The 24,294-nt window shown below is 71.7% G+C and carries 22 protein-coding genes; 6 read left to right on the top strand and 16 right to left on the bottom strand.

What is annotated here, in order from left to right; all coding sequences use genetic code 11:
* Positions 1 to 20: 20 nt before the first annotated feature.
* From ABZ893_RS26225 to ABZ893_RS26210, 4 genes are all read right to left on the bottom strand, one after another.
* Positions 21 to 1,091, bottom strand: a complete 1,071-nt coding sequence (locus tag ABZ893_RS26225) for a sodium-dependent transporter (RefSeq protein WP_361407938.1) — start codon at positions 1,089 to 1,091, stop codon at positions 21 to 23.
* 88 nt (positions 1,092 to 1,179) lie between these two features.
* Positions 1,180 to 2,133: a phosphatase PAP2 family protein gene (locus tag ABZ893_RS26220; RefSeq protein WP_361407936.1), complete on the bottom strand. Its 954-nt coding sequence runs from the start codon at positions 2,131 to 2,133 to the stop codon at positions 1,180 to 1,182.
* Positions 2,134 to 2,152: 19 nt separating this feature from the next.
* On the bottom strand, positions 2,153 to 2,761 hold the full coding sequence (locus ABZ893_RS26215) for a phosphatase PAP2 family protein (protein WP_361407935.1): 609 nt from the start codon (positions 2,759 to 2,761) through the stop codon (positions 2,153 to 2,155).
* Positions 2,758 to 3,435, bottom strand: a complete 678-nt coding sequence (locus ABZ893_RS26210; protein WP_361407933.1) for a DedA family protein — start codon at positions 3,433 to 3,435, stop codon at positions 2,758 to 2,760. Before ABZ893_RS26210 ends, ABZ893_RS26215 begins: the two co-directional genes overlap by 4 nt.
* Positions 3,436 to 3,580: 145 nt before the next feature.
* On the opposite strand from ABZ893_RS26210, the gene ABZ893_RS26205 reads away from it, so the two are divergent.
* From ABZ893_RS26205 to ABZ893_RS26190, 4 genes are all read left to right on the top strand, one after another.
* Positions 3,581 to 3,991: a BlaI/MecI/CopY family transcriptional regulator gene (locus tag ABZ893_RS26205; RefSeq protein WP_361407931.1), complete on the top strand. Its 411-nt coding sequence runs from the start codon at positions 3,581 to 3,583 to the stop codon at positions 3,989 to 3,991.
* Entirely contained in the window at positions 3,988 to 4,935 is a 948-nt protein-coding gene (locus tag ABZ893_RS26200) for a M56 family metallopeptidase (protein WP_361407929.1), read from the top strand. Before ABZ893_RS26205 ends, ABZ893_RS26200 begins: the two co-directional genes overlap by 4 nt.
* A gap of 87 nt (positions 4,936 to 5,022) precedes the next feature.
* Positions 5,023 to 6,840 (top strand): prolyl oligopeptidase family serine peptidase, encoded by a 1,818-nt coding sequence (locus ABZ893_RS26195; RefSeq protein WP_361407928.1) that lies wholly within the window; start codon positions 5,023 to 5,025, stop codon positions 6,838 to 6,840.
* Positions 6,841 to 6,940: 100 nt separating this feature from the next.
* Positions 6,941 to 7,762 carry an SURF1 family protein gene (locus ABZ893_RS26190; protein ID WP_361407926.1) on the top strand — a complete coding sequence of 274 codons (822 nt, stop codon included), beginning with the start codon at positions 6,941 to 6,943 and terminating at the stop codon, positions 7,760 to 7,762.
* Positions 7,763 to 7,886: 124 nt separating this feature from the next.
* Here the strand turns inward: ABZ893_RS26190 and ABZ893_RS26185 are convergent, their stop codons facing one another.
* From ABZ893_RS26185 to ABZ893_RS26155, 7 genes are all read right to left on the bottom strand, one after another.
* Positions 7,887 to 9,026: a hypothetical protein gene (locus ABZ893_RS26185; RefSeq protein WP_361407924.1), complete on the bottom strand. Its 1,140-nt coding sequence runs from the start codon at positions 9,024 to 9,026 to the stop codon at positions 7,887 to 7,889.
* Complete coding sequence (locus ABZ893_RS26180) at positions 9,023 to 9,691, bottom strand: SigE family RNA polymerase sigma factor (RefSeq protein WP_361407923.1); 669 nt, start codon at positions 9,689 to 9,691, stop codon at positions 9,023 to 9,025. The genes ABZ893_RS26185 and ABZ893_RS26180 overlap by 4 nt, the downstream gene beginning before the upstream one ends.
* Before the next feature lie 354 nt (positions 9,692 to 10,045).
* Entirely contained in the window at positions 10,046 to 11,110 is a 1,065-nt protein-coding gene (locus ABZ893_RS26175) for an aspartate-semialdehyde dehydrogenase (protein WP_361407921.1), read from the bottom strand.
* On the bottom strand, positions 11,110 to 12,387 hold the full coding sequence (locus ABZ893_RS26170) for an aspartate kinase (protein WP_361407919.1): 1,278 nt from the start codon (positions 12,385 to 12,387) through the stop codon (positions 11,110 to 11,112). The genes ABZ893_RS26175 and ABZ893_RS26170 overlap by 1 nt, the downstream gene beginning before the upstream one ends.
* Before the next feature lie 283 nt (positions 12,388 to 12,670).
* Positions 12,671 to 13,330 carry a DUF5063 domain-containing protein gene (locus ABZ893_RS26165; protein WP_361407917.1) on the bottom strand — a complete coding sequence of 220 codons (660 nt, stop codon included), beginning with the start codon at positions 13,328 to 13,330 and terminating at the stop codon, positions 12,671 to 12,673.
* Entirely contained in the window at positions 13,323 to 13,922 is a 600-nt protein-coding gene (recR, locus tag ABZ893_RS26160) for a recombination mediator RecR (protein WP_116511760.1), read from the bottom strand. The genes ABZ893_RS26165 and recR overlap by 8 nt, the downstream gene beginning before the upstream one ends.
* Positions 13,923 to 14,032: 110 nt before the next feature.
* Entirely contained in the window at positions 14,033 to 14,374 is a 342-nt protein-coding gene (locus tag ABZ893_RS26155; RefSeq protein WP_361407915.1) for a YbaB/EbfC family nucleoid-associated protein, read from the bottom strand.
* 281 nt (positions 14,375 to 14,655) lie between these two features.
* Here ABZ893_RS26155 and ABZ893_RS26150 point away from each other — a divergent pair, with 281 nt between their 5' ends.
* The gene (locus tag ABZ893_RS26150) at positions 14,656 to 15,417 is read left to right on the top strand and encodes an SLATT domain-containing protein (RefSeq protein ID WP_361407913.1); all 762 of its coding nucleotides are present in this window, start codon (positions 14,656 to 14,658) and stop codon (positions 15,415 to 15,417) included.
* Between the two features lie 77 nt (positions 15,418 to 15,494).
* Here ABZ893_RS26150 and ABZ893_RS26145 read toward each other — a convergent pair whose 3' ends face one another.
* From ABZ893_RS26145 to ABZ893_RS26130, 4 genes are all read right to left on the bottom strand, one after another.
* Positions 15,495 to 16,145 (bottom strand): hypothetical protein, encoded by a 651-nt coding sequence (locus tag ABZ893_RS26145; RefSeq protein WP_361407911.1) that lies wholly within the window; start codon positions 16,143 to 16,145, stop codon positions 15,495 to 15,497.
* 57 nt (positions 16,146 to 16,202) lie between these two features.
* Entirely contained in the window at positions 16,203 to 18,689 is a 2,487-nt protein-coding gene (locus tag ABZ893_RS26140; protein WP_361407909.1) for a dolichyl-phosphate beta-glucosyltransferase, read from the bottom strand.
* Entirely contained in the window at positions 18,686 to 19,372 is a 687-nt protein-coding gene (locus tag ABZ893_RS26135) for a GntR family transcriptional regulator (RefSeq protein ID WP_361407907.1), read from the bottom strand. The genes ABZ893_RS26140 and ABZ893_RS26135 overlap by 4 nt, the downstream gene beginning before the upstream one ends.
* 101 nt (positions 19,373 to 19,473) lie before the next feature.
* On the bottom strand, positions 19,474 to 20,829 hold the full coding sequence (locus ABZ893_RS26130) for an aspartate aminotransferase family protein (protein ID WP_361407905.1): 1,356 nt from the start codon (positions 20,827 to 20,829) through the stop codon (positions 19,474 to 19,476).
* A gap of 224 nt (positions 20,830 to 21,053) precedes the next feature.
* Between ABZ893_RS26130 and ABZ893_RS26125 the strand changes: the two genes are divergently transcribed.
* Positions 21,054 to 22,910: a serine/threonine-protein kinase gene (locus ABZ893_RS26125; RefSeq protein ID WP_361407903.1), complete on the top strand. Its 1,857-nt coding sequence runs from the start codon at positions 21,054 to 21,056 to the stop codon at positions 22,908 to 22,910.
* Between the two features lie 80 nt (positions 22,911 to 22,990).
* Here the strand turns inward: ABZ893_RS26125 and ABZ893_RS26120 are convergent, their stop codons facing one another.
* Positions 22,991 to 24,274: an adenylosuccinate synthase gene (locus tag ABZ893_RS26120; protein ID WP_361407901.1), complete on the bottom strand. Its 1,284-nt coding sequence runs from the start codon at positions 24,272 to 24,274 to the stop codon at positions 22,991 to 22,993.
* Positions 24,275 to 24,294 lie beyond the last annotated feature (20 nt).

Below are 24,294 nucleotides of genomic sequence, written 5' to 3'. Positions count from 1 at the left end.
TTATAGAGGGCTATTGCGCTTTACGGTTCTCGGAGTTCGTGAAGTTCAGTAATTCGTGACGCGAATTCCGAGGATCGTGTGAACGCGTTGTCGACCAGACCGGCCAGGACCTTCTGGAGCACGCTGTAGGCAAGGACCGGCAGCAGGACGTGCGGGTGATCCGCGAGCCGGTCGGCGGCGAGGACTGCGGAGGCGCTGCTGTTGTTCATACCGGTCGCCAATGTGATCGCGATGGCGTCGGGGCGGTCGCTGCGCAGGGCCCGCGCGAGGCACCAGCCGAGGCCGAAACTCGCCCCGCACATCAGTGCGGCGGCCCCCGCCGCGGCGACGAACAGCAGCGGATCGGGGTGGCTCACGAGGTCCCCGAGCCCGCCGGTGGCGTTCGTGTACGTGAGCAGCAGCGCGGCGGCGAGTGCGACGACCTTCGGCCAGGCCAGGCCGCCGGTCAGCGCACGGCTGGGCAGCAAGGCGCGTACCGCGAGGCCGCCGAGGCAGGGGGCGACGACTCCGATCACGGCGAAGAGGCCGCCGCCCGTGCCGGCCAGCTGGCCCAGGGACGTGGAGTAGTGGCCGTGGGTGACCGCGGCGGCGGCCAGCAGGGTCAGCGGGATGGTGAGCGGGCTGAGCAGCGTCGACGACAGGACCAGGCCGACGACCAGGGTGTGATTGCCGCCGGCTCTGCCGCCCCACACCGTGGCGCCGCCGGCCACGGGCATGGCGCCGATCAGCGCGAGCCCGGTGAGCAGGCCGCTGCCGCCGTCGGAATCGGGCAGCCATGCGAACGCGCGGGAGAGCACGAACAGCAGCGCCACGGGTACGCCGACGGCGGCCGCCGTGCCGATGAGCAGGGGCAGGGGGCGGCGGAGCAGCGTGGGCAGTTCGCGCGCGGGGACCTGGAGGGCGGCGGTGAACAGCACGTAGGCGAGGAGGAGGGAGGGGAGGGTGGGGCCGCCGGGTGCGGGGGCGCCGGCGCTGGTGGTGGCGTGGGTGAGGCCGGCGCCTTGCTGGAGGGTGAGGGTGGCCCACCCTGTCGTGCGTGCCCACTTGCCGGGGCCGGGGACCAGTACGGCGCCGATGTAGGCGGCGACCATGAGCCAGGTGAGGCGGCGCCTGATCAGGGTGAGGACGCGGGGGCCCAGGGAGGTTTTGGGGGGACGGGGGTTGTTGCCTTGCCGTGGGTCAGTGGGGACGGGCGGTAACGACCCAGGCTCGGAGGACGGGGAGTTCGGGTTCACCTGACGTGGGACCTGTCTGTCGTCGAGTGGCACGCGGGGGCAGCGGTGTCACTCGGCGTATTCGACGGGGCGCGGGGGTGGGGTCGTCGGTGGTGGGGAGTCGCGGGGCTCGGAATCGGGGGGTCGCCGTGTGCAGGGCGAGGAGCCAGGCCGTCGCGAGCAGCCAGCCCGCGAGTACGTCGGTCGGCCAGTGCACGCCGAGCTCGATCCTGGTCAGGCCCACGGCGAGCGCCCAGCTCACGGCGATGACTCGGGTCACCGTGCGGCGCGCTGCCCAGCAGAGCAGGCCCGCGACTATCGCTGATGTCGTGGCGTGGCCCGAGGGGAACGAGTGGCCCGAGGCCTGTGTCGCCCAGTCGTGGCGGGCCGGGCGGGCGCGGGCGATGAGTTCCATCAGGCCCGTGCGGATGAGCTGTCCGGCGACCAGGACGGCGAGGGCGAGGACGGCGCCCTTCAGGCGTCCGCGTGCCGGTGCCCCGCGCCAGGCGAACGCTCCGGCCAGGACCGCCAGGAGGTAGGGCCAGACTCCGGTGCCGGTGGCGGTGACCGCACGTCCCAGGGCCAGCGCCACGGGCGGGCGGTGGGCGCGGGCCCAGTCGTGGAGTGCCGCGTCGCCGGGGAGCGGCTGGCCGTGGCGTACGACGATCAGGGTGGTCAGCGCCGTGAAGAGCAGGGCGCAGACGGCGGAGGTGGCGGCGGTGAGGAGGGGAATGCGGCTCTCGCGCCGTGTGTGCGCGGGCGAGCCGGGGGTGGACGTGGGGGTGGCGAGTTCGCTTCCCGGCGCGTCCGGTTCGGTCGCCGGTGGGTCCGGTTCACTTTCCGGCGCGTCCGGTTCGATGGCCGGAGCGTCCGGTTCGCTTCCCGCCGCGTCCGGTTCGCGTTCGGCCCCCGTGCTCACCGCGTCCCCCTCCGTCACGTCACCCCGCCGATACCAGCGGGCGCAGGCGCGTGGTGCTCAGGCGGTCCACGAGGGGCGCGGCGCGGGTCGCGAGCGGGGCGAGGATCACGGCCAGGACGGCGCCGACCAGCAGGCCGGCCACCACGTCGTGCGGGTAGTGCGCGCCGACCCACACACGGGACGCGGCCATCAGGAGCGCCGCCGGGATGGCGATCAGGCCGATGCGCCGGTCCGCGTACAGCAGGGCGATGGCGGCCGCGGCGGCGATCACCGAGTGGTTGCTCGGAAACGACCAGTCGCCGACCGCCGGGCACGCCTCCACGGTGACCGTGTGGATGGTCTGGCAGGGGCGCTGTTCGTCGACGAGCGACTTGATGACCGAGTTCACCGCGTACGCCGCGACGACGATGACCGGGGACGCGAGGACCCTGGCCATACGGACGCTGCCGTCACCTCGCGCGCGCCACCAGGCCACGATCATCAGCACGGCGAACAGCCCGAGCCCGAGGTCGGTCCACAGGGACACCACCTGGTTCACGAAGTGCGGGCTGCGGTTCGCGAGATCGGTCACCCAGGTGTAGAGGCCGCCGTCCACGGACGCGCCGCTGAAGGCTAGGGGGTCGGTCACGAGGTGCTCTCCTCTGTGGCGCTGCGCTCACGGGCCCGGGCACGGGAGCGCCACAGCTCCAGGGCCAGGGGGGTCAGGGAAACGATGACTACGAGGGCGACGATCGGCAGGAGGTACCGGTCCACGTTCGGAATCGACGAGCCGAGTGCGTAGCCCGCGAGGACCAGGCCGACCGTCCAGACGAGGCCGCCGACGGCCTGCCACAGGACGAAGACGCGGGCCGGTACGCCGAGCGCTCCGGCCAGCGGGTTGAGCACCGTACGGACGACGGGGACGAAGCGGGCCAGGACGATGGCCTTGGCGTGTCCGTACTTCTCCAGGAGCTCCTCGGCGCGGGCCGCGCCCTCGTGGAGCTTCTTGGATCTGCTGCGGGCGAGGAGCGCGCGGCCGCCTCGCCGTCCGATCCAGTACCCGACCTGTGCTCCGACCAGTGCGCCGACCACGGCGGCGGCCAGGACCTGCGGCAAGGACAGGTGGACGGGTCCGTGCGAGCCGCTCACGCAGAGCAGGCCCGCCGTGAAGAGCAGCGAGTCTCCCGGCAGGAAGAAGCCGACGAGCAGGCCGGTCTCCGCGAAGAGGACGGCGGCCACTCCCAGGGCTCCGAATGCGGACAGGAGCGAACCCGCGTCCAGCACGTTCACCGCTTGCGCGGCGGCGAGGGGGTCTACGGCCACGGGGCCGCTCCTCTCTTCGTCGTCATAATGGGCAGGACGGGACGCGCGGTACGGGCTGCCCCATATGGACTCACCCGACCGAGTGACTACAGTCGTGTAGACGGTCTACGCAACTGTAGACGAAGAAGAGCGGAGGATCGTTCCCATGGCCGAGGATCAGGAACGGCGTCCCGCCGGCGAACTCGAGGCGAGCGTCCTCGCGGCGCTGTGGGCGGCCGAGGTGCCGCTCACCCCCGGCGAGGTGCAGCGCGCGCTCGCCGACGACCTGGCCCGCACCACCGTCACCACGATCCTGACCCGGCTCCACGCCAAGGGGACGGTCACGCGTGACCGCGCCGGGCGGGGCTACGCGTACCGGCCCGCGCAGGACTCCCACGGGCTCACGGCACGCCGTATGCACGCCGAGCTCGACAAGGACGAGGACCGCGGTACCGTCCTCGCGCGTTTCGTCTCCGAGCTGAGCTCCGAGGACGAGCAGATGCTGCGCGCGCTGCTCGACGGCGCGGGCAGCGCTTTCGACAGTGGTTCCGACGGCGGTGGAGGTACCGGCCGATGATCTATGCCGTCTGGATTCCGCTGCTCATGCCGCTGCTCGCCGTGCCCGCCGCGCGGCGGGCCGCCGAGTGGCTGCCGCCCCGCGCGGCGGCCTGGACACTGGCGGGCTTCTCCGTCGTCCTGGCCGGGTCCAGCACGGCCGCGCTCGGCCTCCTCGCGTCGGCCGGGGCGCTGCGGCTGCCGCCGGTGGCCGCCTTCGCTCATCTCTCGCCGCCCCTCCTCGGCGACGACGCCTCGGTCCCCCTCCCTGTGTCGCTGCTCGCCCTGGTCGCGCTGGCGGCGGGCGCGTGCGCGCTGGTCCGTACGGGGCTGCGGCAGCGGCGCGAAATGCGCACGGCCCACGCCGGATCCGCCGGCGGCGCCGACGAGCTGTCCGTACACCCGGACGAGTCCCCGTACGCGTACGCCCTGCCGGGGCGCCCGGGCCGGATCGTCGTCACGACGGGGATGCTGCGGGCGCTCGACGCGCGGGAGCGTGAGGTGCTGTTCGCGCACGAGCGCGCGCACCTCAAGGGCCGCCACCATCTGTTCCTCTCGGCGGCCGAGCTGGCCGTCACCCTTCACCCGATGCTGCGCGGCCTGCGCGAACCGCTCGCGTACGCGCTGGAGCGCTGGGCGGACGAGTCCGCGGCGAGCGCGACGGGTGACCGGGCGCTGACCGCGCGCGCGATCGGCCGGGCGGCGCTCGCGGCGGCGCGCGCGCCGGGGCCCGGGGCGCGGCCCCGCGTGGCGCTCGCCGCCACGGCGGGACCGGTTCCGCGGCGCGTATCCGCGCTGCTCGCGCCGGGTTCGACCTCGGCGCGCCCGCGCAAGGCGCTGCGCCGAACCGTGGCCGGCGCCCTCCTCGTGTGCGCGGCGCTCTCCGCGGGCGCGGCGACCGAAGCCGCGTACGACCTGCACTCGGGTGTCGAGGTCGCGCAGGGCGAGGCCCACGCCTCGGAGTGACCCGTTCCGCGAGTTCGGCCGGAAAGTTATCCACAGGCTGGGGAACCTCGTCAGCGGATTGTCCGCGGGTGGGGGCACTATGGGGCCATGACTGAGAGCAACGGGGCCCCTCGGGGGGCGGACGGCGGATCCGTGCCGGACTGGGAGAAGCGCTTCCGCGCGCCGAGGGTGTCCCTGCCCGACTGGGCCGAGGACGCGCCGCACCGCTCCCTGTTCGTGTCGAACGCGACGGGGACGTACGAGCTGTACGCGTGGGACCGGTCGACGGGCGAGCAGCGCAGAGCCACGGACCGGCCGAACGGGACGACGGACGGTGTCCTCTCCCCCGACGGCGAGTGGATCTGGTGGTTCAGCGACAAGGACGGCGACGAGTTCGGCGTGTGGCTGCGCCAGCCCTTCGGCGGCGGCGAGGACGTCCCCGCGGTCGACGGGCTCGAACCCTCGTACCCGGCGGGCCTGGCCCTCGGCAGAGACGGCTCGACGGCGGTCGTGGGCCGCTCCACCGACGAGGACGGCACGACCATCCATGTCGTCCGCGACGGCGGCGCGCCCCAGGAGATCTACCGGCACCGTGAGTCGGCCGGTGTCGGAGACCTCTCGCACGACGGGACCCTCATCGCCATCGAGCACACCGAGCACGGGGACGCCATGCACGCGGCGCTGCGCGTGGTGCGGCCGGACGGGACGGCCGTCGCCGAGCTCGACGACACGGCGGGCGGCACGCGCGAGCTGGGTCTCGAAGTTCTCGGCTTCGCGCCGGTCGACGGGGACACGCGGCTCCTCGTCGGGCACCAGCGGCGCGGGCGCTGGGAGCCGATGGTGTGGGACGTGGCCTCCGGCAAGGAGACCGAGCTCGCCCTCGACCTGCCCGGGGACGTCTCGGCCGAGTGGTATCCGGACGGTTCGGCGCTCCTTGTCGCGCACAGCTTCGAGGCGCGCAGTGATCTGTGGCGGTACGAGTTCGGGTCGGGCGCGCTGACCCGGGTCGAGACGCCGCCGGGCACGGTGTCGGGGGCGACGCCGCGGCCCGACGGGAGCGTGGAGTACCTGTGGTCGTCGGCGGCCGAGCCGTCGGTCGTGCGCTCCACGTCCGGCGGGGTCGTCCTCGATCCGCCGGGGACGAAGGCGCCGGTGTCCGTGCCGGTGGAGGACGTGTGGGTGGAGGGGCCCGGCGGCCGTATCCACGCCCTCGTACAGAAGCCGGCGGGGGCGACGGGGCCGCTGCCGACCGTGTTCGAGGTGCACGGCGGGCCGACCTGGCACGACAGCGACTCGTTCGCGGCCGGGCCCGCGGCCTGGGTGGACCACGGGTACGCGGTGGTCCGCGTCAACTACCGGGGTTCGACCGGATACGGGCGTGAGTGGACGGACGCGCTCAAGCACCGCGTCGGGCTCATCGAACTGGAGGACGTCTCGGCGGTGCGGGAGTGGGCCGTGTCGTCCGGGCTCGCCGACCCGGACCGGCTCGTCCTCGCCGGCGGCTCATGGGGCGGGTACCTCACACTTCTCGGCCTCGGCACGCAGCCCGGCGTCTGGGCGGTCGGCCTCGCGGCCGTGCCCGTCGCCGACTACGTCACCGCGTACCACGACGAGATGGAGGCGCTGAAGGCCCTCGACCGGACGCTGTTCGGCGGCACGCCCGAGGAGGTGCCGGAGCGGTTCAGCGCGTCGTCCCCGCTGACGTACGTCGACGACGTGAAGGCGCCGGTCTACATCTCGGCGGGGGTCAACGACCCGCGGTGCCCGATCCGGCAGATCGACAACTATGTGGACCGGCTCGTGGCCCGCGGCGCCACGCACGAGGTGTACCGGTACGACGCGGGGCACGGGTCGCTGGTCGTGGAGGAGCGGATCAAGCAGGTGCGGTTGGAGCTGGACTTCGCGGCGCGGCATCTGGCGGGCTGACGGGCCGACGGGCCGACGGGCCGGGAGTTTTACGGGTCTCGGGGTGAGTGGTCCCACCCCGAGACCGGGGTCGCCGCGCGGGCGCCGTACCGTGGGACGGGTGTACCGGTTCCTCCTGACCCCCCGGTGGTGGGGGATCAACGTGTTCGTCGTGCTCGCCATCCCGTTCTGCGTGTTCATGGGCTCCTGGCAGCTCGGCCGCTTCGAGGACCGCGTGCAGAGCCACCAGGACGCGTCCGCGCAGTCGACGGCGAACGAGAAGGCCGCGCCCCGGCCGCTCGGCTCTCTGCTGCCCGTGGACGGGAAGTCGTCCGGCAAGCGCGCCGTCGCGAAGGGGCGCTACGACAAGCAGCTCCTCGTCCCCGACCGTGAGCTCGACGGCCGGACCGGGTTCTACGTGGTGACGCTGCTCCGCGTCGACGGGGGGCGGGCGTTGCCCGTCGTACGGGGATGGGTGCCCGGCGCGGTGAACGCCGCGAAGGCGCCGGCCGCGCCCAAGGGTGAGGTGACCGTCACCGGCGCGCTCCAGGCCTCGGAGAGCCCCGGCGTCAACGGGGCGTCCGCGGCGGGAGGCCTGCCGGCCGGGCAGCTCGGCGCGATCAGCGCGGCGTCGCTGGTGAACCTCGTCCCGTACGACGTCTACGACGCGTGGATCACGCTCGACAAGGCGGACTCGGGCATGACGGCCGTCCCGGCGACGGCCCCGCAGGGCAGCGGGCTCGACCTGAAGGCGTTCCAGAACCTGGGCTACACCGGCGAGTGGTTCGTCTTCGCGGGCTTCGTGCTGTTCATGTGGTTCCGGCTGCTGCGCCGGGAGGTGGAGTTCCAGCGGGACGCTGCGCTGGGGCTTGACGGGGATGGGGCGCCCGGCGTGGACGTGCCGGGTGCGTCGCGCTCCGCGAGCGCGGAGACGACGGCCTGAGGCCAGTTCGGCACCGCCGGGATGCGCCGTAGTGGTGCGGCGCCGTTGCGGCGGAATGGGATGGGGAGGTGTGTCACACCTCCCCGCACCCGTCACGGAACCCGGCCGACGCCGACGCGCTCCCTTACGACCCCGGCAAAATCCCCGTCCGATAAACCGTTCCCGCGCAAGCATTAGGGATCACCGTCGTCGCCGACGCCGTGCCCGCTTCTGCCGTGTGAGTGACCGAGACTCGGCCGTCCGCCGTTCCGCCCTCGGTGCCCAGTTGGGTGGACATGCCTGACTGGTCCGTCGTCGTGCCGGTCGTTTCGGCTGTGGTGTCGGACGACGGGGTCGGGGTGGGGGACGCGTCGCCGCTGCCGCCCGCGCCGCCGCCCGTGCTGCCGTCCACCGGAGGGCACGCCGCCGACGGGACCCACGCGAAGCGGACCTCGTAGGCCATACCTGGTTCGAGGATCAGCTGGCTGGGCGCCGTCGACGGGTCGGGGAGACCGGTCGCCGCGTCGCCCGTCGTGTGGTCGACCACGTTGACGTTGGCCGACTGGGTCGCGCCCTGGGCGAGGACCGAGACCGCGCCGGGCCCGTCCACCGTGCAGTTGCCCGCCGAGACGTTCGTGACGCGGAACGAGCCGTAGACCTTGCCGTCCGCCTCGGTCATGCCGAGGGTCGCCGTCGCGTTGCCCAGGTCGGCCGGGCCGCAGACCGGGGAGCTGGCGGCCGCCGTGCCCGACGGGTCGGGGCCACCGGTGGCCCCGCCGCCCACGCCCTTGCCCTTGTCGCCGGGCTTGTCCTTCGTCTTGCCCTTGTCCTTGGACTTCACCTTGCCGGACGGGCTGCCCGTACCGGTCTGGCCGCCGTCGGGCTCCTTCCCGGAACCCGTACCGCCGTGCGACGCCTGGCTGTTGCCGGCGATGGACGGGTGGTCGTTCGAACCGCTCTCGGCCGTCACATGGACGAGGGCCGGGATCGCCGTACCGATGAACAGGGCCGCGGCAGCCATGCCGACGACGGCCTGCCGCTTGCGGGCCCGCCGGGCCGGCACCGCGCGGCTCAGGTGGTCCAGCGTCCCGCTCTTCGGCTCGATGTCCTCGACGGCGTGCTGCATCAGGCGGCGCAGCGCCAGCTCGTCACCGTCGAACACGTCCGCGCCGTCGTCAGGGCCAGGGCCGTGATTCACAGTGTCGTCCCCGGATCCCACACGCCTGCCCTGCTCATCCCTGTCGCTCTGGTCATACCGGTCGTCACGGTCGTGGTCGCTGGTCATGCCGATGCCTCCATGGCGACGCGGAGCGCCGCCATGCCCCGGGAACCGTACGCCTTCACCGAGCCCAGGGATATTCCGAGCGCCTCAGCGACCTGCGCCTCGGTCATGTCCGCGAAATAGCGCAGGACGAGGACCTCGCGCTGACGGCGCTGGAGTCCGCGCAGCGCCTGCTTCAGGGCGTCCCGCTCCAGCAGGTCGTACGCGCCCTCCTCCGCGCTCGCCATGTCGGGCATCGGCTTCGTCAGAAGCTTCAGGCCGAGGATGCGGCGGCGCAGCGCGGAGCGCGAGAGGTTGACGACCGTCTGCCGGAGATACGCGAGCGTCTTCTCCGGGTCCCGCACGCGCTTGCGCGCGGAGTGGACCCTGATGAACGCCTCCTGCACCACGTCCTCGCATGAGGCCGTGTCGTCCAGGAGCAGGGCCGCGAGGCCGAGCAGCGAACGGTAGTGGGCGCGGTACGTCTCGGTGAGGTGGTCGACCGTGGTGCCGGCCGCCGTCGTCTCGTCGGAGCCGTCACGCTGGGCCGGTATGCGGGCTGACCGCGCGGTGGGCATCGGGGCGATCACCGGCATACCGCCGGACGAACCGGCCTTCCGGGGACGCCGGGGCGGGCGGAGGGCCGCGCCCCTCGCCTGTGCCACTGTGAAATCGAGTACCTCTGCCACGCCTGTTGGACACACGTCCCCCCGCCAGGGTTGTACGCGATCTGCGTCCCCTTCGCGGCAGGCCTCACCCGCGACACTGCGTCAAGTGCCCTCATGCGTACCAGCTCTTCCCCTATGCCCCAGTCCCCCGGCGCCCTACGCCCCCGAAGAGTGTTCGCGTAGACGCCCCCCGCACGCCGCCCGGTTGCACGGAACGGAGAAGGATGTCCGATGCATCTTCCGACGCCGCGAGGGCTCGGGACAAGTGGTTGAGACCACCACTCGGCGACACAGGACTTTGCGCAGATCTTATAAAACGCCGGACGGGGGAAGACAACGGCGACGGCCAAGCCTGACCGCCGCCCGCCAGACGCGTCACCCTGAGGTGAACTCCCCCGCCACCAGCTCCGCGATCTGCGCCGTGTTCAGCGCGGCGCCCTTGCGCAGGTTGTCCCCGCACACGAAGAGTTCGAGTCCGGCCGGGTCGTCGAGGGAGCGGCGGACGCGGCCGACCCAGGTCGGGTCGGTGCCCACGACGTCGGCGGGCGTGGGGAACTCCCCGGCCTCGGGGTTGTCGAAGAGGACGACACCGGGCGCGGTCGCCAGGATCTCGCGGGCCTTGTCCACGGTGACCTCGCTCTGGAAGCGGGCGTGGACGGTGAGGGAGTGCGTGGTCACGACGGGGACCCGTACGCAGGTCACCGCGACCTTCAGGTCGGGCAGGCCGAGGATCTTGCGGGACTCGTCCCGCACCTTCATCTCCTCGGAGGACCAGCCGTCCTCGCGCAGGGAGCCGGCCCACGGCACGACGTTGAGCGCGACCGGCTCGGCGAAGGGGCCGGTGAGGTCGCCGACGGCACGCCGTACGTCACCGGGGTGCGTCCCCAGTTCCGTACCGGCCACGAGCGACATCTGCTGCCGGAGGGTGTCGATGCCGGCGCGGCCGGCGCCGCTGACAGCCTGGTAGCTGGAGACGACCAGCTCACGGAGGCCGAACTCGGCGTGCAGGGCGCCGATGGCGACGATCATCGACAGGGTCGTGCAATTGGGATTGGCGACGATGCCGCGCGGGCGGACGCGCGCGGTGTGCGGGTTGACCTCGGGCACCACGAGCGGCACGTCCGGGTCCAGCCGGAAGGCCGCCGAGTTGTCCACGACGACGACACCCTTGGCGGCGGCGACGGGCGCCCACTCGGCCGCGACGTCGTCGGGTACGTCGAACATCGCCACGTCGACGCCGTCGAAGGCCTCTTCGCTCAGCGCGACGACCTCGACCTCCTCCCCGCGCACGGCCAGCTTGCGGCCGGCCGAGCGCGGGGAGGCGACGAGACGGATCTCGCCCCAGATGTCCGCGTGCTGCGAAAGGATCTGGAGCATGACCGTGCCGACGGCCCCGGTCGCTCCCACGACCGCGAGCGTCGGCCTCTCGGTCCGGGCCATCAGCGGCCGGTGCCTCCGTAGACCACGGCCTCGTCGGAGTCCGAGTCGAGTCCGAAGGCGGTGTGCACGGCGCGCACGGCCTCGTTCACGTCGTCGGCGCGGGTGACGACCGAGATGCGGATCTCGGAGGTCGAGATGAGCTCGATGTTGACGCCCGCGTCGCTGAGCGCCTCGAAGAACCCGGCGGTGACGCCCGGGTTCGTCTTCATGCCGGCGCCCACGAGGGAGATCTTGGCGATCTGGTCGTCGTAACGCAGCGACTCGAAGCCGACGGCCGCCTTCGTGCGCTCCAGGGCGTCGATGGCCTTGCGGCCTTCGGTCTTGGGGAGCGTGAAGGAGATGTCGGTGAGGCCGGTCGAGGCCGCCGACACGTTCTGGACGATCATGTCGATGTTGATCTGGGAGTCCGCGATGGCCCGGAAGATGTTCGCGGCCTCGCCCGGCTTGTCCGGGACGCCGACGACGGTGATCTTCGCCTCGGAGGTGTCGTGAGCGACACCGGAGATGATGGCCTGCTCCACCTTCTGGTCCCCTTGATCGTGTGGTTCGCTGCTGACCCAGGTGCCCTGCAGTCCGGAGAAGGACGAGCGGACGTGGATCGGGATGTTGTAGCGGCGCGCGTACTCCACACAGCGGTGGAGGAGCACCTTGGAGCCGGAGCTGGCGAGCTCCAGCATGTCCTCGAAGGAGATCCAGTCGATCTTCCGCGCCTTCTTCACGACGCGCGGGTCGGCGGTGAACACACCGTCGACGTCGGTGTAGATCTCGCAGACCTCGGCGTCGAGCGCGGCGGCGAGGGCGACGGCGGTCGTGTCGGACCCGCCACGGCCGAGCGTGGTGATGTCCTTCTTGTCCTGGCTGACGCCCTGGAAGCCGGCGACGATGGCGATGTTGCCCTCGTCGAGCGCCGTCCTGATCCGGCCCGGGGTCACATCGATGATCCGGGCTTTGTTGTGCACCGAGTCGGTGATGACGCCGGCCTGACTGCCCGTGAACGACTGGGCCTCGTGGCCCAGGTTTTTGATCGCCATGGCCAGCAGTGCCATGGAGATCCGCTCTCCGGCGGTCAGCAGCATGTCGAACTCACGCCCGGCAGGAATAGGGGATACCTGCCCGGCGAGATCGATCAGCTCATCCGTCGTGTCGCCCATCGCGGACACCACGACAACCACCTGGTTGCCGTTCTTCTTGGCGTCGACGATTCGCTTGGCGACCCGCTTGATGCCTTCGGCATCGGCTACGGAGGAGCCTCCGTACTTCTGCACGACAAGGCCCACGTGCGCTCCTCGCTCAGTTTGTCTCGGTCGGCTCAGTCTAACGAGCGGCCGAAATCAGCCCCGGGAATACCACATCCTGAGATGTCCCGCTCAAGAAGTGATCACCGGATCGTAGGGGTCCGGTGCGGGCGTCGCGCTCCGGCCGCTCGGACAGGCACATGCCCGCACCCCGGCCGGGCAACCGGAAAAGTGGGCTGGGTCACTTCACCGGCCGCCGTGTCACACCCGCGAGTACCCACGGCCGGACACCTCTCACCGGCGCGGCCGGCCGGTCACCGGCCGGTTATTTCGCCGTACGGATGCCCAGCGGACCGGCGATCTCCTCCGCCATGACCTGGCCCGCGACCTCGGCGAGGGCGTCCTCGGTGAGGTCCTCGTCGGTGTCGAGGCCGTCCAGGTCGTCCAGCGGCTGGTTCAGCCGGACGTGGGCCACGAGGGACTGGAGCGCGCGCAGGGCGCCGGAGGCCGTGGAGCCCCAGTTCGAGAAGTAGGAGAACTGCCACCACCACAGGGCTTCGGTGGTGCGGCCCGCGCGGTAGTGGGCCATGCCGTGCCGCAGGTCCGCCATGACGTCGGCGAGGTCGTCCGAGATCCGGCAGGCGACGGGGGCCTTGCGGGGCTCGTAGGGGTCGAACACCTCGGAGTACACGTCGATCGGGTCGAGGATGCGGGCGAGCTTCTGACGCAGGTCGTCCACGTCCGGCTCGGGGCCGAGGTCGGGCTCGTACCGCTCGTCCGGGACGATGTCCTCGTGCGCGCCGAGGCGGCCGCCGGCCAGGAGCAGCTGGGAGACCTCGAGGAGCAGGAAGGGGACCGCCGAGTCCGGCTCGTCGCCCTTCGCCACCTCGGCGACCGCGACGAGGAACGACTCGACCTGGTCCGAGATCTGGACCGCGAAGTCGTTCGGATCGTCCTTGACGGTGTTCAGTGTGGCGTCAGACATCTAGGAGTCGTCTCCCCTCGAAGGCGCGGCCGAGGGTGACCTCGTCCGCGTATTCCAGGTCGCCCCCCACCGGGAGCCCGCTGGCCAGGCGGGTGACCTTGAGGCCCATCGGCTTGATCATGCGGGCGAGGTACGTCGCCGTGGCCTCGCCCTCCAGGTTCGGGTCGGTGGCCAGGATCAGCTCGGTGACCGTGCCGTCGGCGAGCCGGGCCAGGAGTTCCCTTATCCGCAGGTCGTCCGGGCCGACGCCCTCGATGGGGCTGATCGCCCCGCCGAGTACGTGGTACTTCCCGCGGAACTCACGGGTCCGCTCGATCGCGACGACGTCCTTGGGCTCCTCCACGACACAGATGACCGTCAGGTCGCGGCGCGGGTCGCGGCAGATGTTGCACAGCTCCTCCTGCGCGACATTGCCGCAGGTCGCGCAGAAGCGGACCTTCGCCTTGACCTCCATCAGGGCCTGCGCGAGGCGCCGGACGTCCGTCGGCTCCGCCTGGAGGATGTGGAAGGCGATCCGCTGCGCGCTCTTGGGACCGACGCCGGGCAGCCTGCCGAGCTCGTCGATGAGGTCCTGAACCACGCCTTCGTACACGGAGTGCCTTCCGAATTCTGCTGTGCCGTCTGTCTGTGCCGTTGTGGATGCCGTACGGCTGAGCATGTCAGCCGCCGAGTAGTACGTACGTTAGTTGCGCGCGGGCTTCCTTAGAAGGGAAGTCCCGGCATGCCTCCGCCGCCGAGTCCCTGGGCCAGCGGGCCGAGCTTCTGCTGCTGGAGCGTCTGCGCGTTCTCGTTGGCCGCCTGGACCGCCGCGACGACCAGGTCGGCGAGGGTTTCCGTGTCCTCGGGGTCGACCGCCTTCGGGTCGATGACGAGGCCGCGCAGCTCGCCCGAGCCGGTCACCGTCGCCTTGACGAGGCCGCCGCCCGCCTGGCCCTCGACCTCGGTCCTCGCCAGCTCCTCCTGGGCCTTCGCGAGGTCCTGCTGCATCTTCTGGGCCTGCTGCAGCAGCTGCTGCATGTTGGGCTGGCCACCACCGGGAATCACGATCAGCTCCTGTTGCGTCCTGTTTCGACCTGCGCTCGCGGGCGGGGTCTCCGCCCTGGAACGAGCCTACGTGGTCGGGGATGCGCCCGCTCCGGCACCTTTCACCGCACTCTTTCGAGTGAAGCGGCCTGCTTTCCTATACCTGATCAAGGCCCACTTCCGGGCTCAAATACCTCGAAAACGGGCCCTTGGCCACCCATTGGGAGGTAAGAAGATGCTCTGCCACATGAGCCTCAGCTGAGCTTCAGCCGTGACCAGGACCGAGTCGTAGGGAGTGCCGGGTGAGTCAGCCGGAGATGCAGCCCGAGGGACTGCCGCAGCAGGAGTGGGACGGGCGCGGTGAGCGGCGTGACGGCACGGGCGGGGCGGCGCGGCCGGGGGATCTGGCCGGACGGATGTTTCCGGTCGGCGACTGGGGCGAGCCCGCGGAGCGCCTCGACGAGCTCTACAGATGGGTGGAGCGCGGGGCTCTGCAGACGGCTTCCTGGTATCTCGCCGACCGGGTGTGGAAGCGGCGGGCGGCGCGTGGACTGCGCGGCGGCGCGGCGTTAGGCGCCGTGTCGGGGGCGGCGCTGCCGCTGCTCGATCTGACGGGGGCGCTCGGCGGGGTCGCGCCCTGGGGGTTCCTGGCGCTGCTGCTCGGGGTGGCGTGTGTGGCCTGTGACCGGTACTTCGGGTTCACGTCGGGCTGGATAAGAGATGTGGCCACGGCGCAGGCGGTGCAGCGGCGGCTGCACGGGCTCCAGTTCGACTGGGCGTCGGAGAGCGTGCGGGAGGTGCTCGGTCCGGCGGAGGGCACGGCCAGCGAGGCCACCGAGCGATGTCTGTCGGTGCTGCGGCGGTTCACGGACGACGTGACGGAGCTGGTGCGCTCGGAGACGGCGGACTGGATGGTGGAGTTCCGCTCGGGCCCGGCGCCGCTGATGATGCAGTCCTCCGTCCCCCCGGGCGTACGTCCCGTCGATCCGCCGCCGGGACGTTTCCCCCTCCCCCCGGGCGCGCGCCCGAACATGCCGCGCCAGCGCCCGCCCGAGCCCCGCTGAGAGCTTCTCGCGCGAGGACTCAGGCAGGACACTCCCCGGGACGCCGGGTCAGCGGGTCAGGGGTCAGGGGTCAGGGGTCAGCTGAAGACGATCATCGAGCCCTGCGCCAGGCTCCGGGTCGCGGCCGCGTGCAGGCCGAGCCACACATGGCGTTCGCGGGCGAACGGGCTGTTGTCGAGGGGCGCGGGAGCGGCCGGCTCCTCCAGGGCCGTGGGGCCCGCCGGCGGGACAGGGGGTGCCGGAGGGTTCGCGGGGTCTATGCCGATCGACGGAGCCACGTACTCCAGCTCCCGGAGGAGCGCGTGGGAGGAGCCCAACGGGCCGCCCCCGGCGAGGAGTTCGTCGTCGGAGAGCGGGCTCGGGAAGTCCACGGGGACGTACGCGCCCGCGTGGTCGTAGTGCCAGACCAGGTGGGACTGCTGGGCCGTGGTCTCGAACATCTCCAGGAGCTGCTCGTAGTCGCCGCCCAGCTCGTCGACCGGCGTGACGGCGAGGCCGCACATCTGGAGCAGGTAGGCGCGGCGCAGGAAGTGCAGCGCGTCGTAGTCGAAGCCGGCGACGGGGGCCACGTCACCGGAGAGGCCCGGCATGTACGAGTAGACCGGCACCGGCGGCAGTCCTGCCTCGTGCAACGCCTTGTCGTAGAGCGCGAGTTCCTCGGCGAAGGGGTTGTCGGGGCTGTGGCACAGCACATCGACGAGGGGGACCAGCCACAGGTCACAGGCCAAGGCGACTCCTCCGGTCAGTAGACGACGGGTAAGGCAGCGTAATGCGCGGGAGCCGGTTCAGCTCCCACCCTGCAGGCTGCTCAGATCCCAGACCCATACGCCTCCGGTCCACACCCCGTTCTCGCCGACCAGCTGGTCGACCGTCTTCCGCAGCAGGGTGTCGTTCTGCTGCGGGGCGAGGACGAGCACGCCCGCGTGCCAGTACGCGAGGTCGCGGCGGGCCTGGGCGCGCCACGCGTCGGTGATCTCGGGGGCGCGGCCCGAATAGCGGATGTCGCGCAGCAGGTTGGAGGTCCAGCGCGGGGCGGCGCCGTAGATGCCGACGTGGTCGGGGCCGTAGGGGCCGTTGAAGTAGCCGCCGGGAAGGTGGAAGCCGAGGCCGGCCGCGGTCTGCCAGTGCAGGGCCTCCGCGTTGCCCGGGTCGGGCAGCGGCACCGGCACGAGGCTCTCGCCGGGGCCGACGTACCGGCGCCACGTCCCGTCGGCGATGAAGGCGGGTACGTCGGTGCGCTCGACCGCCCTGAGCGGTGCCGGGACGATCGGCAGGAGCGCCGCCGCGACCACCGCGATACCGACGAACCGGCGCCGCGCGTCCAGCTTCGGCAGCCGGTCCAGCGCGAGAGCGAGCAGCATCCCGAGCGCCGGCGCGCACACCATCGCCACCCGCGACTCGATGACCGACTCGAACAGCGGCCGGTGCGCGAGCAGCGCCCAGGGGCCCGGCAGTACGACGTCCGTCAGCGGGATCCGGAACCTCGGGCCGAGCGAGAGCAGTGCCGCCGCGAACACCGTGAACGCGAGCGCCTTGACGGCCGTGTTCCGCCACAGCCGTACGGCGATCGCGAAGGCGAGGACGGCAAGCGGCCAGCCGTAGAAGGCGTTCTGCTCGGTCGGGTTGAGGGAGAGCGCGGCGGCGCGTTCCTCGGTGCCGGCCAGGGAGTTCTGGGCGAAGGAGAGGAGGGCGAGGGGGCTGTTGCCCGCGTTGTCGCCGTGCAGCACGCTCTTGTAGCTCTGCGGGCCGGCGAACTGCCAGTACAGGGGGAACGCGACGAGCGGCAGCGCGACCGCGGCGGCGATCCCCATCCCGCGCAGCAGCGGGCGCCAGGCCGCCTTGGCGACGTCCCTGCGCACGACGGCGTGGGCGAGCGCGAAGAGGAGCATCCCCAGCGCGGCCAGCAGCAGCGGCTCCTCGCCGAGGAAGATCTGGTACGCCGTGAACAGGCCGAGGACGACGCCGTCGCGGACCACGCGCCCGCCCTCGCACAGGCGCAGCGCCCTGTCGATGATCAGCGGGATCATGAAGAGGACGACGAAGTTCGGGTGCGCCTGCGCGTGGCTGATCATCGGGGGCGCGAACGTGGCGAGCAGCGCGCCGGTCGCGGCGGCCCCTCTGTTCCGTACGAGCCGTTTGAGGATCAGCCGGTACCAGGCGAACGCGGTGGCGGCCAGGCCGCCCGTCATCGCCACGTTCAGGGCGACGGCCGGACCGAACGCCCAGGTCAGCGGCGCGAGCGGGATGGAGAGGCCCAGCATCGCGGTGTTGGCCATCAGGTTCACGCCGTCCGGGAAGCCCTGGAGCGTCGTGAAGAGGGGGTTGTGGAGGTGGCGGACATTGTCCGCCGTCACCGCGAAGAACCACTCCCACTGGTTCTGGTCCTGCATCGAGCCGGGCAGGTAGCGGTGGGCCGGGGACACCCAGCGGGCCGCGTACAGCACGACGGACAGGAAGAGGAACAGGGCCGCCATGAGGAAGTCGGCCTTCGACGCCGAGCGTGCCCTGAGCGTCACGAGTCGCGCTCTGAGCGTCACGAGTTCGGCGAGGACGCGCAGGTAGTCGAAGGGGCGGATCTTCGAGCCCTCCTGGTGCGACCACCGCACGGGCACCTCAGCGACGGGCCAGCCGGAGCGGCGGAAGTGCATGAGGATCTCGATGTCGATGCCGAAGCCGTCCAGACGCGCGGCGCCGAACGCGGCGCGGGCCCGGTCACCGTCGAAGAGCTTGAAGCCGCACTGGGTGTCCTTGATGCCGGGGACGGCCGTCGCGCGTATCAGGAAGTTGCCGGTGCGGCCGAGGAGTTCGCGCAGGTAGTGCTGGTGGCGGGTGATCGTGGCACCGGGGGTCGCGCGCGAGCCGATCGCCGCCGTGTGCCCTTCGCCGAGCGCCTTGTCGAGGGCGTCCAGCTCCTCGATGGGGGCGGCGAGGTCGGCGTCGGTGACGAGGACGCGGCGGCCCCGGGAGGCTATGACGCCCTGGCGCAGGGCGTGACCCTTGCCTCGGTTGCGGGGGCTGGTGACGACCCGGACACGCGGATCCGAGGCCGCGGCCAGCTCCGCTATCTCGCCGGTGCGGTCGGTGGAGCCGTCGTCCGCGACGACGATCTCCCACTCGCCCCACCCGTCGCCGTCTCCGTCGTCCAGATAGGCGCTGATCGCGTCGAGGGTCGGGCCGAGCCGGGCCTCCTCGTTGTACGCGGGGACCACGACGGTCAGGTCGACGAGGCCGTCGAGCACGGCGACGGAGCGGTCGGCGGGTTCCGTCGTCACTGCGAGGCCAGCCGTTCCACGAGGGCCAGGGAGTCCTCGTTGTACGCGGTGACGATGTCCTGCGCGGCAAGGGCGTCCTGGTCCGCGATGGCGTCGACGAGGAGGGTGTGCCCCGACCAGAGGTGCCCGCGCAGGTCGTCCACGCGGCGCAGGTGCGGGACCGCGTACATCCACGCCTGGACGCGCAGGCGGTGGAAGAAGTCGGAGAGGTACGGGTTCCCGAACAGGGCGCTGAGCTCGCGCCAGAACCGCAGGTCGTAGCCGATCAGCACGTTCAGGTCGCCGGCCGAGGCCGCGCGGGCGGCCTCCTCGCCGCGGCGTCGTACGCCGGCCAGGTCGGCGGGGGTGGCGTGGTGCTGGTCGGCGTTCGCGACGAGGCCGCGGAAGATGCCGTCGGTGACCAGGCTGCGGGCCTCGATCATGCCGCGGTAGTCGGCGAACGTGTACTCGTGGACCCGGAAGCCGCGGTGCTGCGCGGAGTCCAGGAGGCCCTGCCCGGCGAGGTCGACCAGGGCCTCGCGGACCGGGGTCGCGGAGACGCCGTACTGCTCGGCGATCTCCTTGACCGTGAACTCCTGGCCCGGCTGGAGCCGCCCCGACAGGATCTCGTCGCGCAAGGCGTCGGCGATCTGCTGGCGCAGGGTGTTGCGCCGGACGGCGGCTCCACCGTCGTTTACGGGCACGTGCGTGTCCCTCCCCCGTAGTGCGTCGTCGGCTCGGACGCGGCTCCTGGTCGACAGGTCAGCCTACGCACTACGGGGAGCGACACGGAGTGCCCGTTTGGCTACACGGTGTAGCTGTCCGCCACGGTCAGGGCGTCGTCCAGGGCGGCGAGACCCTCCTTGGCCTCGGCCTCCGTGATGTTGCACGGCGGGACGACGTGCGTGCGGTTCATGTTGATGAAGGGCCACAGGCCGTTCTTCTTGGCGGCGGCACCGAAAGCGGCCATCGGCGCGTTCGCCTCACCCGTCGCGTTGTACGGGGTGAGCGGCTCGCGGGTCTCCTTGTTCTTGACCAGGTCGAGCGCCCAGAACATGCCGACGCCGCGGACCTCGCCCACCGACGGGTGGCGCTCGGCGAGGTCGCGCAGGCCCGGGCCGATCAGCGTCTCGCCGAGGTGGGCGGCGTTCTCGACGACGCGCTCCTCCGCCATGACGTTGATGGTCGCGACGGCCGCGGCGCAGGCCAGCGGGTGCCCCGAGTAGGTCAGGCCGCCCGGGTAGGGGCGCTTGGCGAACGTCTCGGCGATGGCGCCGGAGATGGCGACGCCGCCGAGCGGGACGTAGCCCGAGTTCACGCCCTTGGCGAAGGTCATCAGGTCGGGCGTCACGTCGTACAGGTCCGCGGCGAACCACGTGCCGGTGCGGCCGAAGCCGGCCATGACCTCGTCGAGGATGAAAACGATGCCGTACCGGTCGCACAGCTCGCGAACGCCCTGGAGGTAGCCGGGAGGCGGCGTCATGATGCCGGCGGTGCCGGGCACGGTCTCCAGGATGATCGCGGCGATGGTCGCCGGGCCCTCGTAGGTGATGGTGTCCTCGAGGTGCTGGAGGGCGCGCTCGCACTCCTCCTGCTCGGTCTGCGCGTAGAAGGCGCTGCGGTAGAGGAACGGCGCCCAGAAGCGGACGACGCCCGCCGCGCCCTGGTCGCTGGCGAAGCGGCGCGGGTCACCGGTCAGGTTGATCGCGGTGGTGGTGGCGCCGTGGTACGAGCGGTAGGCGGAGAGCACCTTGGGCCGGCCCGTGTGCAGACGGGCCATGCGTACGGCGTTCTCGACGGCCTCGGCGCCGCCGTTGGTGAAGAAGATCTTGTCCAGGTCGCCGGGGGTCCGCTCGGCGATGAGGCGTGCGGCCTCGGAGCGGGCCTCGATGGCGAACGCGGGAGCGAAGGTCGTGAGGGAGGCGGCCTGCTCCTGGATCGCGGCGACGACCTTCGGGTGCTGGTACCCGATGTTCGTGAAGACGAGGCCGGAGGTGAAGTCGAGGTAGCGGTTGCCGTCGTAGTCCCAGAAGTACGAGCCTTCGGCACCGGCGACGGCGAGCGGGTCGATCAGCTCCTGTGCCGACCAGGAGTGGAACACGTGTGCACGGTCGGCGGCCTTGACGGCGGCGCCGACCTGGGGGTTCGGCTGAGGGGTCATGAGCCTGAGGGTAAATGTCCGCATGACGGAAGTGCCATCGGCGTCCTGTCTGCGGGACGGCCTGTGACACGACACACTGTCGCCCTCCGGGGGCCGCAATCCGGTGCGCTCGCCCCGCGCGCTGTTACCGAACCGTCGAGTCAGGCCCGTCCCCGCTGTCACAACACCGCACTATTCTCGGCTTGTTGGGCATGTTGGTCACATATGGGGGAGGGTGGCGCGACATGGAGAAGCTGGGGCCGGGAGATCCGCAGCACATCGGGGCGTACCGGCTGCTGGCGCGGCTCGGGGCCGGCGGGATGGGGCAGGTGTACCTGGCTCGCTCGGACCGTGGGCGCACCGTCGCGGTCAAGCTGGTGCGGCAGGAGCTCGCCGAGCAGGAGGAGTTCCGGAACCGCTTCCGTCTTGAGGTGCAGGCCGCCCGGCAGGTCGGCGGGGCGTGGACCGCGCCGGTCCTCGACGCCGACACCGAGGCGGACATTCCCTGGCTGGCCACGGGGTACGTCGCAGGGCCCACGCTCCAGACCGTCGTCTCGCACGACCACGGCGCGCTGCCCGAGCGTTCCGTACGCATCCTCGCGGCCGGCCTCTCCCACGCGCTCAAGGACATCCACAGCGCGGGCCTCATCCACCGCGACCTGAAACCGTCGAACGTCCTGGTCACCATCGACGGGCCCCGCGTGATCGACTTCGGCATCGCCCGCGCCCTGGAGACGGTGACGGACGGCGGCTTCACCCGCACCGGCGCCCTCGTCGGCTCGCCCGGCTTCATGGCCCCCGAGCAGGTCCGCGGCGACCGGATCACCCCGGCCTGCGACGTCTTCTGCCTCGGCTCGGTCCTCGCTTACGCGGCGACGGGCACGCTCCCGTTCGGTACGGCCAACAGCGGGGTGCACGCCCTGATGTTCCGTATCGCCCAGGAGGAGCCCGACCTCAGCGCGGTGCCGGAGAGTCTCCGGGAGCTGATCGGGGACTGCCTGCGCAAGGACCCGGCGGCCCGGCCGACCCTGGACGAACTCCTTGAGCGGACCGGCGCGGAGGACACGCTCGGCGTCGGCGGGCGCACCCGCGACCCGTGGCTGCCGAGCGCGCTGGTGGCCCAACTGGGGCGGCACGCCGTGCAGTTGCTGGACGTGGAGGATCCGACCGTCGTCTCCCCCGCCGGGCTCAGCCTCACGAAGGAGCCCCCGGCCGCCGCACCCACGCCCACGCCCACGCCCACCAAGGCCGGCGCGCCCGCCCCTCCCCCGCCCGGCAAGCCCGGCGCGGCCGCCGTGAACCATCTGCCGACGGTGATCGCCTCCTCGGAGCCGCCCGCCCCGCCGGCGTCCGCCGGGTCCCCCGCGTACGGGTACCCGCAGCCGGGCGGCGGGGGCGGGACCCCTCCGTACGGGCCCGGAGCCGGTGCGGGCCGCGGTGCCGGTCCCGGTGTGGGTCCCACACCCCCGTACGGCCCGGGGGCCGTCCCGCCCGGCAGGCCCGAGCCTCCCCGCAACACCGGCCGCTCCACCGCCGCGCTGATCGTCGTCGCCCTCGTCGTCGCGCTCGGCGCGGGCGGATCGGTGTACGCGCTGATGAAGAACGACACCACGCCCGCCGCGCAGGGCCAGGACCCGACGGACCCGTCGTCCTCCGGAACCTCGACGACCGGCTCGACCACCGGCTCGACGACCGGCGGCCAGAACTCGCAGACCCCGCCTACGACGCCGCCCGACACCACCGAACCGCCCTCCGGCGGGGACATCCCTACGGAGTTCCTCGGCAGCTGGGAATCGGGGATCGACACGAGCGTGGGCCACAGCACGCGCCACCTGGAGATCCAGCAGGGCAGCACCGGCGACACCGTCCTGTCGATGACGGCGGACGGGCCGCTGAAGACCGGCGGCACGTACCACTGCGTGTTCGAGGGCACGCTCGTGTCGGCGAGCGGCGGCACCCTGAGCATCGCCGCGACCGACGTCGTCTCCGGCCCGCCCGTCACCTGCTCCCCCGGCAAGCCGAGCACGGTGGAGATCCTGCCCGACGGCGAACTCCGCCGCACGATGACCAACGGCGACTCACTGACGTACACCAAGGGCTGACCGGCACATAAGAAAGGCGCCCCCGTCCGGCTCCGTGGAGCCGGGCGGGGGCGCCTGTCACATTCCGGGGCGTGTGACGCCTAGAGGAACGAGTTGATCTCGATGGTCTCGGTGCGGCCGGGGCCGACGCCGATCGCGGAGATCGGGGCGCCCGACATCTCCTCCAGCGCCTTCACGTAGGCCTGCGCGTTCTTCGGCAGGTCGGAGAAGGTCTTGGCCTTGGTGATGTCCTCGGACCAGCCCGGCAGCATCTCGTAGATGGGCTTCGCGTGGTGGAAGTCCGACTGCGAGTAGGGCAGTTCCTCGACGCGCTTGCCGTCGATCTCGTACGCGACGCAGACCGGGATCTGCTCCCAGCCGGTGAGCACGTCGAGCTTGGTGAGGAAGAAGTCCGTCAGGCCGTTCACGCGGGTCGCGTAGCGGGCGATGACCGCGTCGAACCAGCCGCAGCGGCGGTCACGGCCGGTGGTGACACCGCGCTCGCCACCGATGCGGCGCAGCGCCTCGCCGTCCTCGTCGAACAGCTCCGTCGGGAACGGGCCGGCGCCGACACGGGTCGTGTACGCCTTGAGGATGCCGATGACACGGCTGATCTTCGTCGGGCCGACGCCCGCACCCGTGCAGGCGCCGCCCGCGGTCGGGTTCGACGAGGTCACGAAGGGATACGTGCCGTGGTCGATGTCGAGCAGCGTGCCCTGGCCGCCCTCGAAGAGGACCACCTTGTCGTCGTCGAGCGCCTTGTTCAGGATCAGGGTGGTGTCGGCGACGTAGCCCTTGATCTTGTCGGCGTAGCCGAGCAGCTCCTCGACGACTTGCTCCGACTCGATGGCGCGCCGGTTGAAGACCTTGGTGAGCAGCTGGTTCTTGCCCTCGAGCGCCGCCTCGACCTTCTGGGTGAGGATCGACTCGTCGTAGAGGTCCTGGACCCGGATGCCCACGCGGTTGATCTTGTCCGCGTAGGTCGGGCCGATGCCGCGCCCGGTGGTGCCGATCTTGCGCTTGCCGAGGAAGCGTTCCGTCACCTTGTCGACGGTCACGTTGTACGGCGTGATGATGTGCGCGTTGCCGCTGAGCAGCAGCTTCGACGTGTCGACGCCGCGCTCGTTCAGCCCGCTCAGCTCGGAGAGCAGGACCGACGGGTCGACGACGACGCCGTTGCCGATGACCGGCACGCACTCCGGCGAGAGGATTCCGGAAGGGAGGAGGTGGAGGGCGTACTTCTGGTCGCCGACCACTACCGTGTGGCCGGCGTTGTTGCCGCCCTGGTAGCGCACCACGTAGTCCACGGATCCACCGAGCAGGTCGGTGGCCTTTCCCTTGCCTTCGTCACCCCACTGAGCACCGAGCAGCACAAGTGCGGGCACAGGCGTACACCCCTTCCGGG

Origin of the sequence: Streptomyces sp. NPDC046821 (assembly GCF_040645335.1) — a bacterium.
GTDB lineage: Bacteria > Actinomycetota > Actinomycetes > Streptomycetales > Streptomycetaceae > Streptomyces.
Note: the sequence above shows the minus strand (reverse complement) of the source record. Positions and strands in the feature narration are given on the sequence as shown.

Coding starts and splice junctions, on each gene's coding strand:
- ABZ893_RS26205 (WP_361407931.1), top strand. CDS start 3,581: ATGGCCGAGGATCAGGAACGGCGTCCCGCCGGCGAACTCGAGGCGAGC.
- ABZ893_RS26130 (WP_361407905.1), bottom strand. CDS start 20,829: ATGACCCCTCAGCCGAACCCCCAGGTCGGCGCCGCCGTCAAGGCCGCC.
- ABZ893_RS26165 (WP_361407917.1), bottom strand. CDS start 13,330: ATGTCTGACGCCACACTGAACACCGTCAAGGACGATCCGAACGACTTC.
- ABZ893_RS26200 (WP_361407929.1), top strand. CDS start 3,988: ATGATCTATGCCGTCTGGATTCCGCTGCTCATGCCGCTGCTCGCCGTG.
- ABZ893_RS26175 (WP_361407921.1), bottom strand. CDS start 11,110: ATGGCCCGGACCGAGAGGCCGACGCTCGCGGTCGTGGGAGCGACCGGG.
- ABZ893_RS26125 (WP_361407903.1), top strand. CDS start 21,054: ATGGAGAAGCTGGGGCCGGGAGATCCGCAGCACATCGGGGCGTACCGG.
- ABZ893_RS26195 (WP_361407928.1), top strand. CDS start 5,023: ATGACTGAGAGCAACGGGGCCCCTCGGGGGGCGGACGGCGGATCCGTG.
- ABZ893_RS26185 (WP_361407924.1), bottom strand. CDS start 9,026: ATGACCAGCGACCACGACCGTGACGACCGGTATGACCAGAGCGACAGG.
- ABZ893_RS26225 (WP_361407938.1), bottom strand. CDS start 1,091: ATGGTCGCCGCCTACATCGGCGCCGTACTGGTCCCCGGCCCCGGCAAG.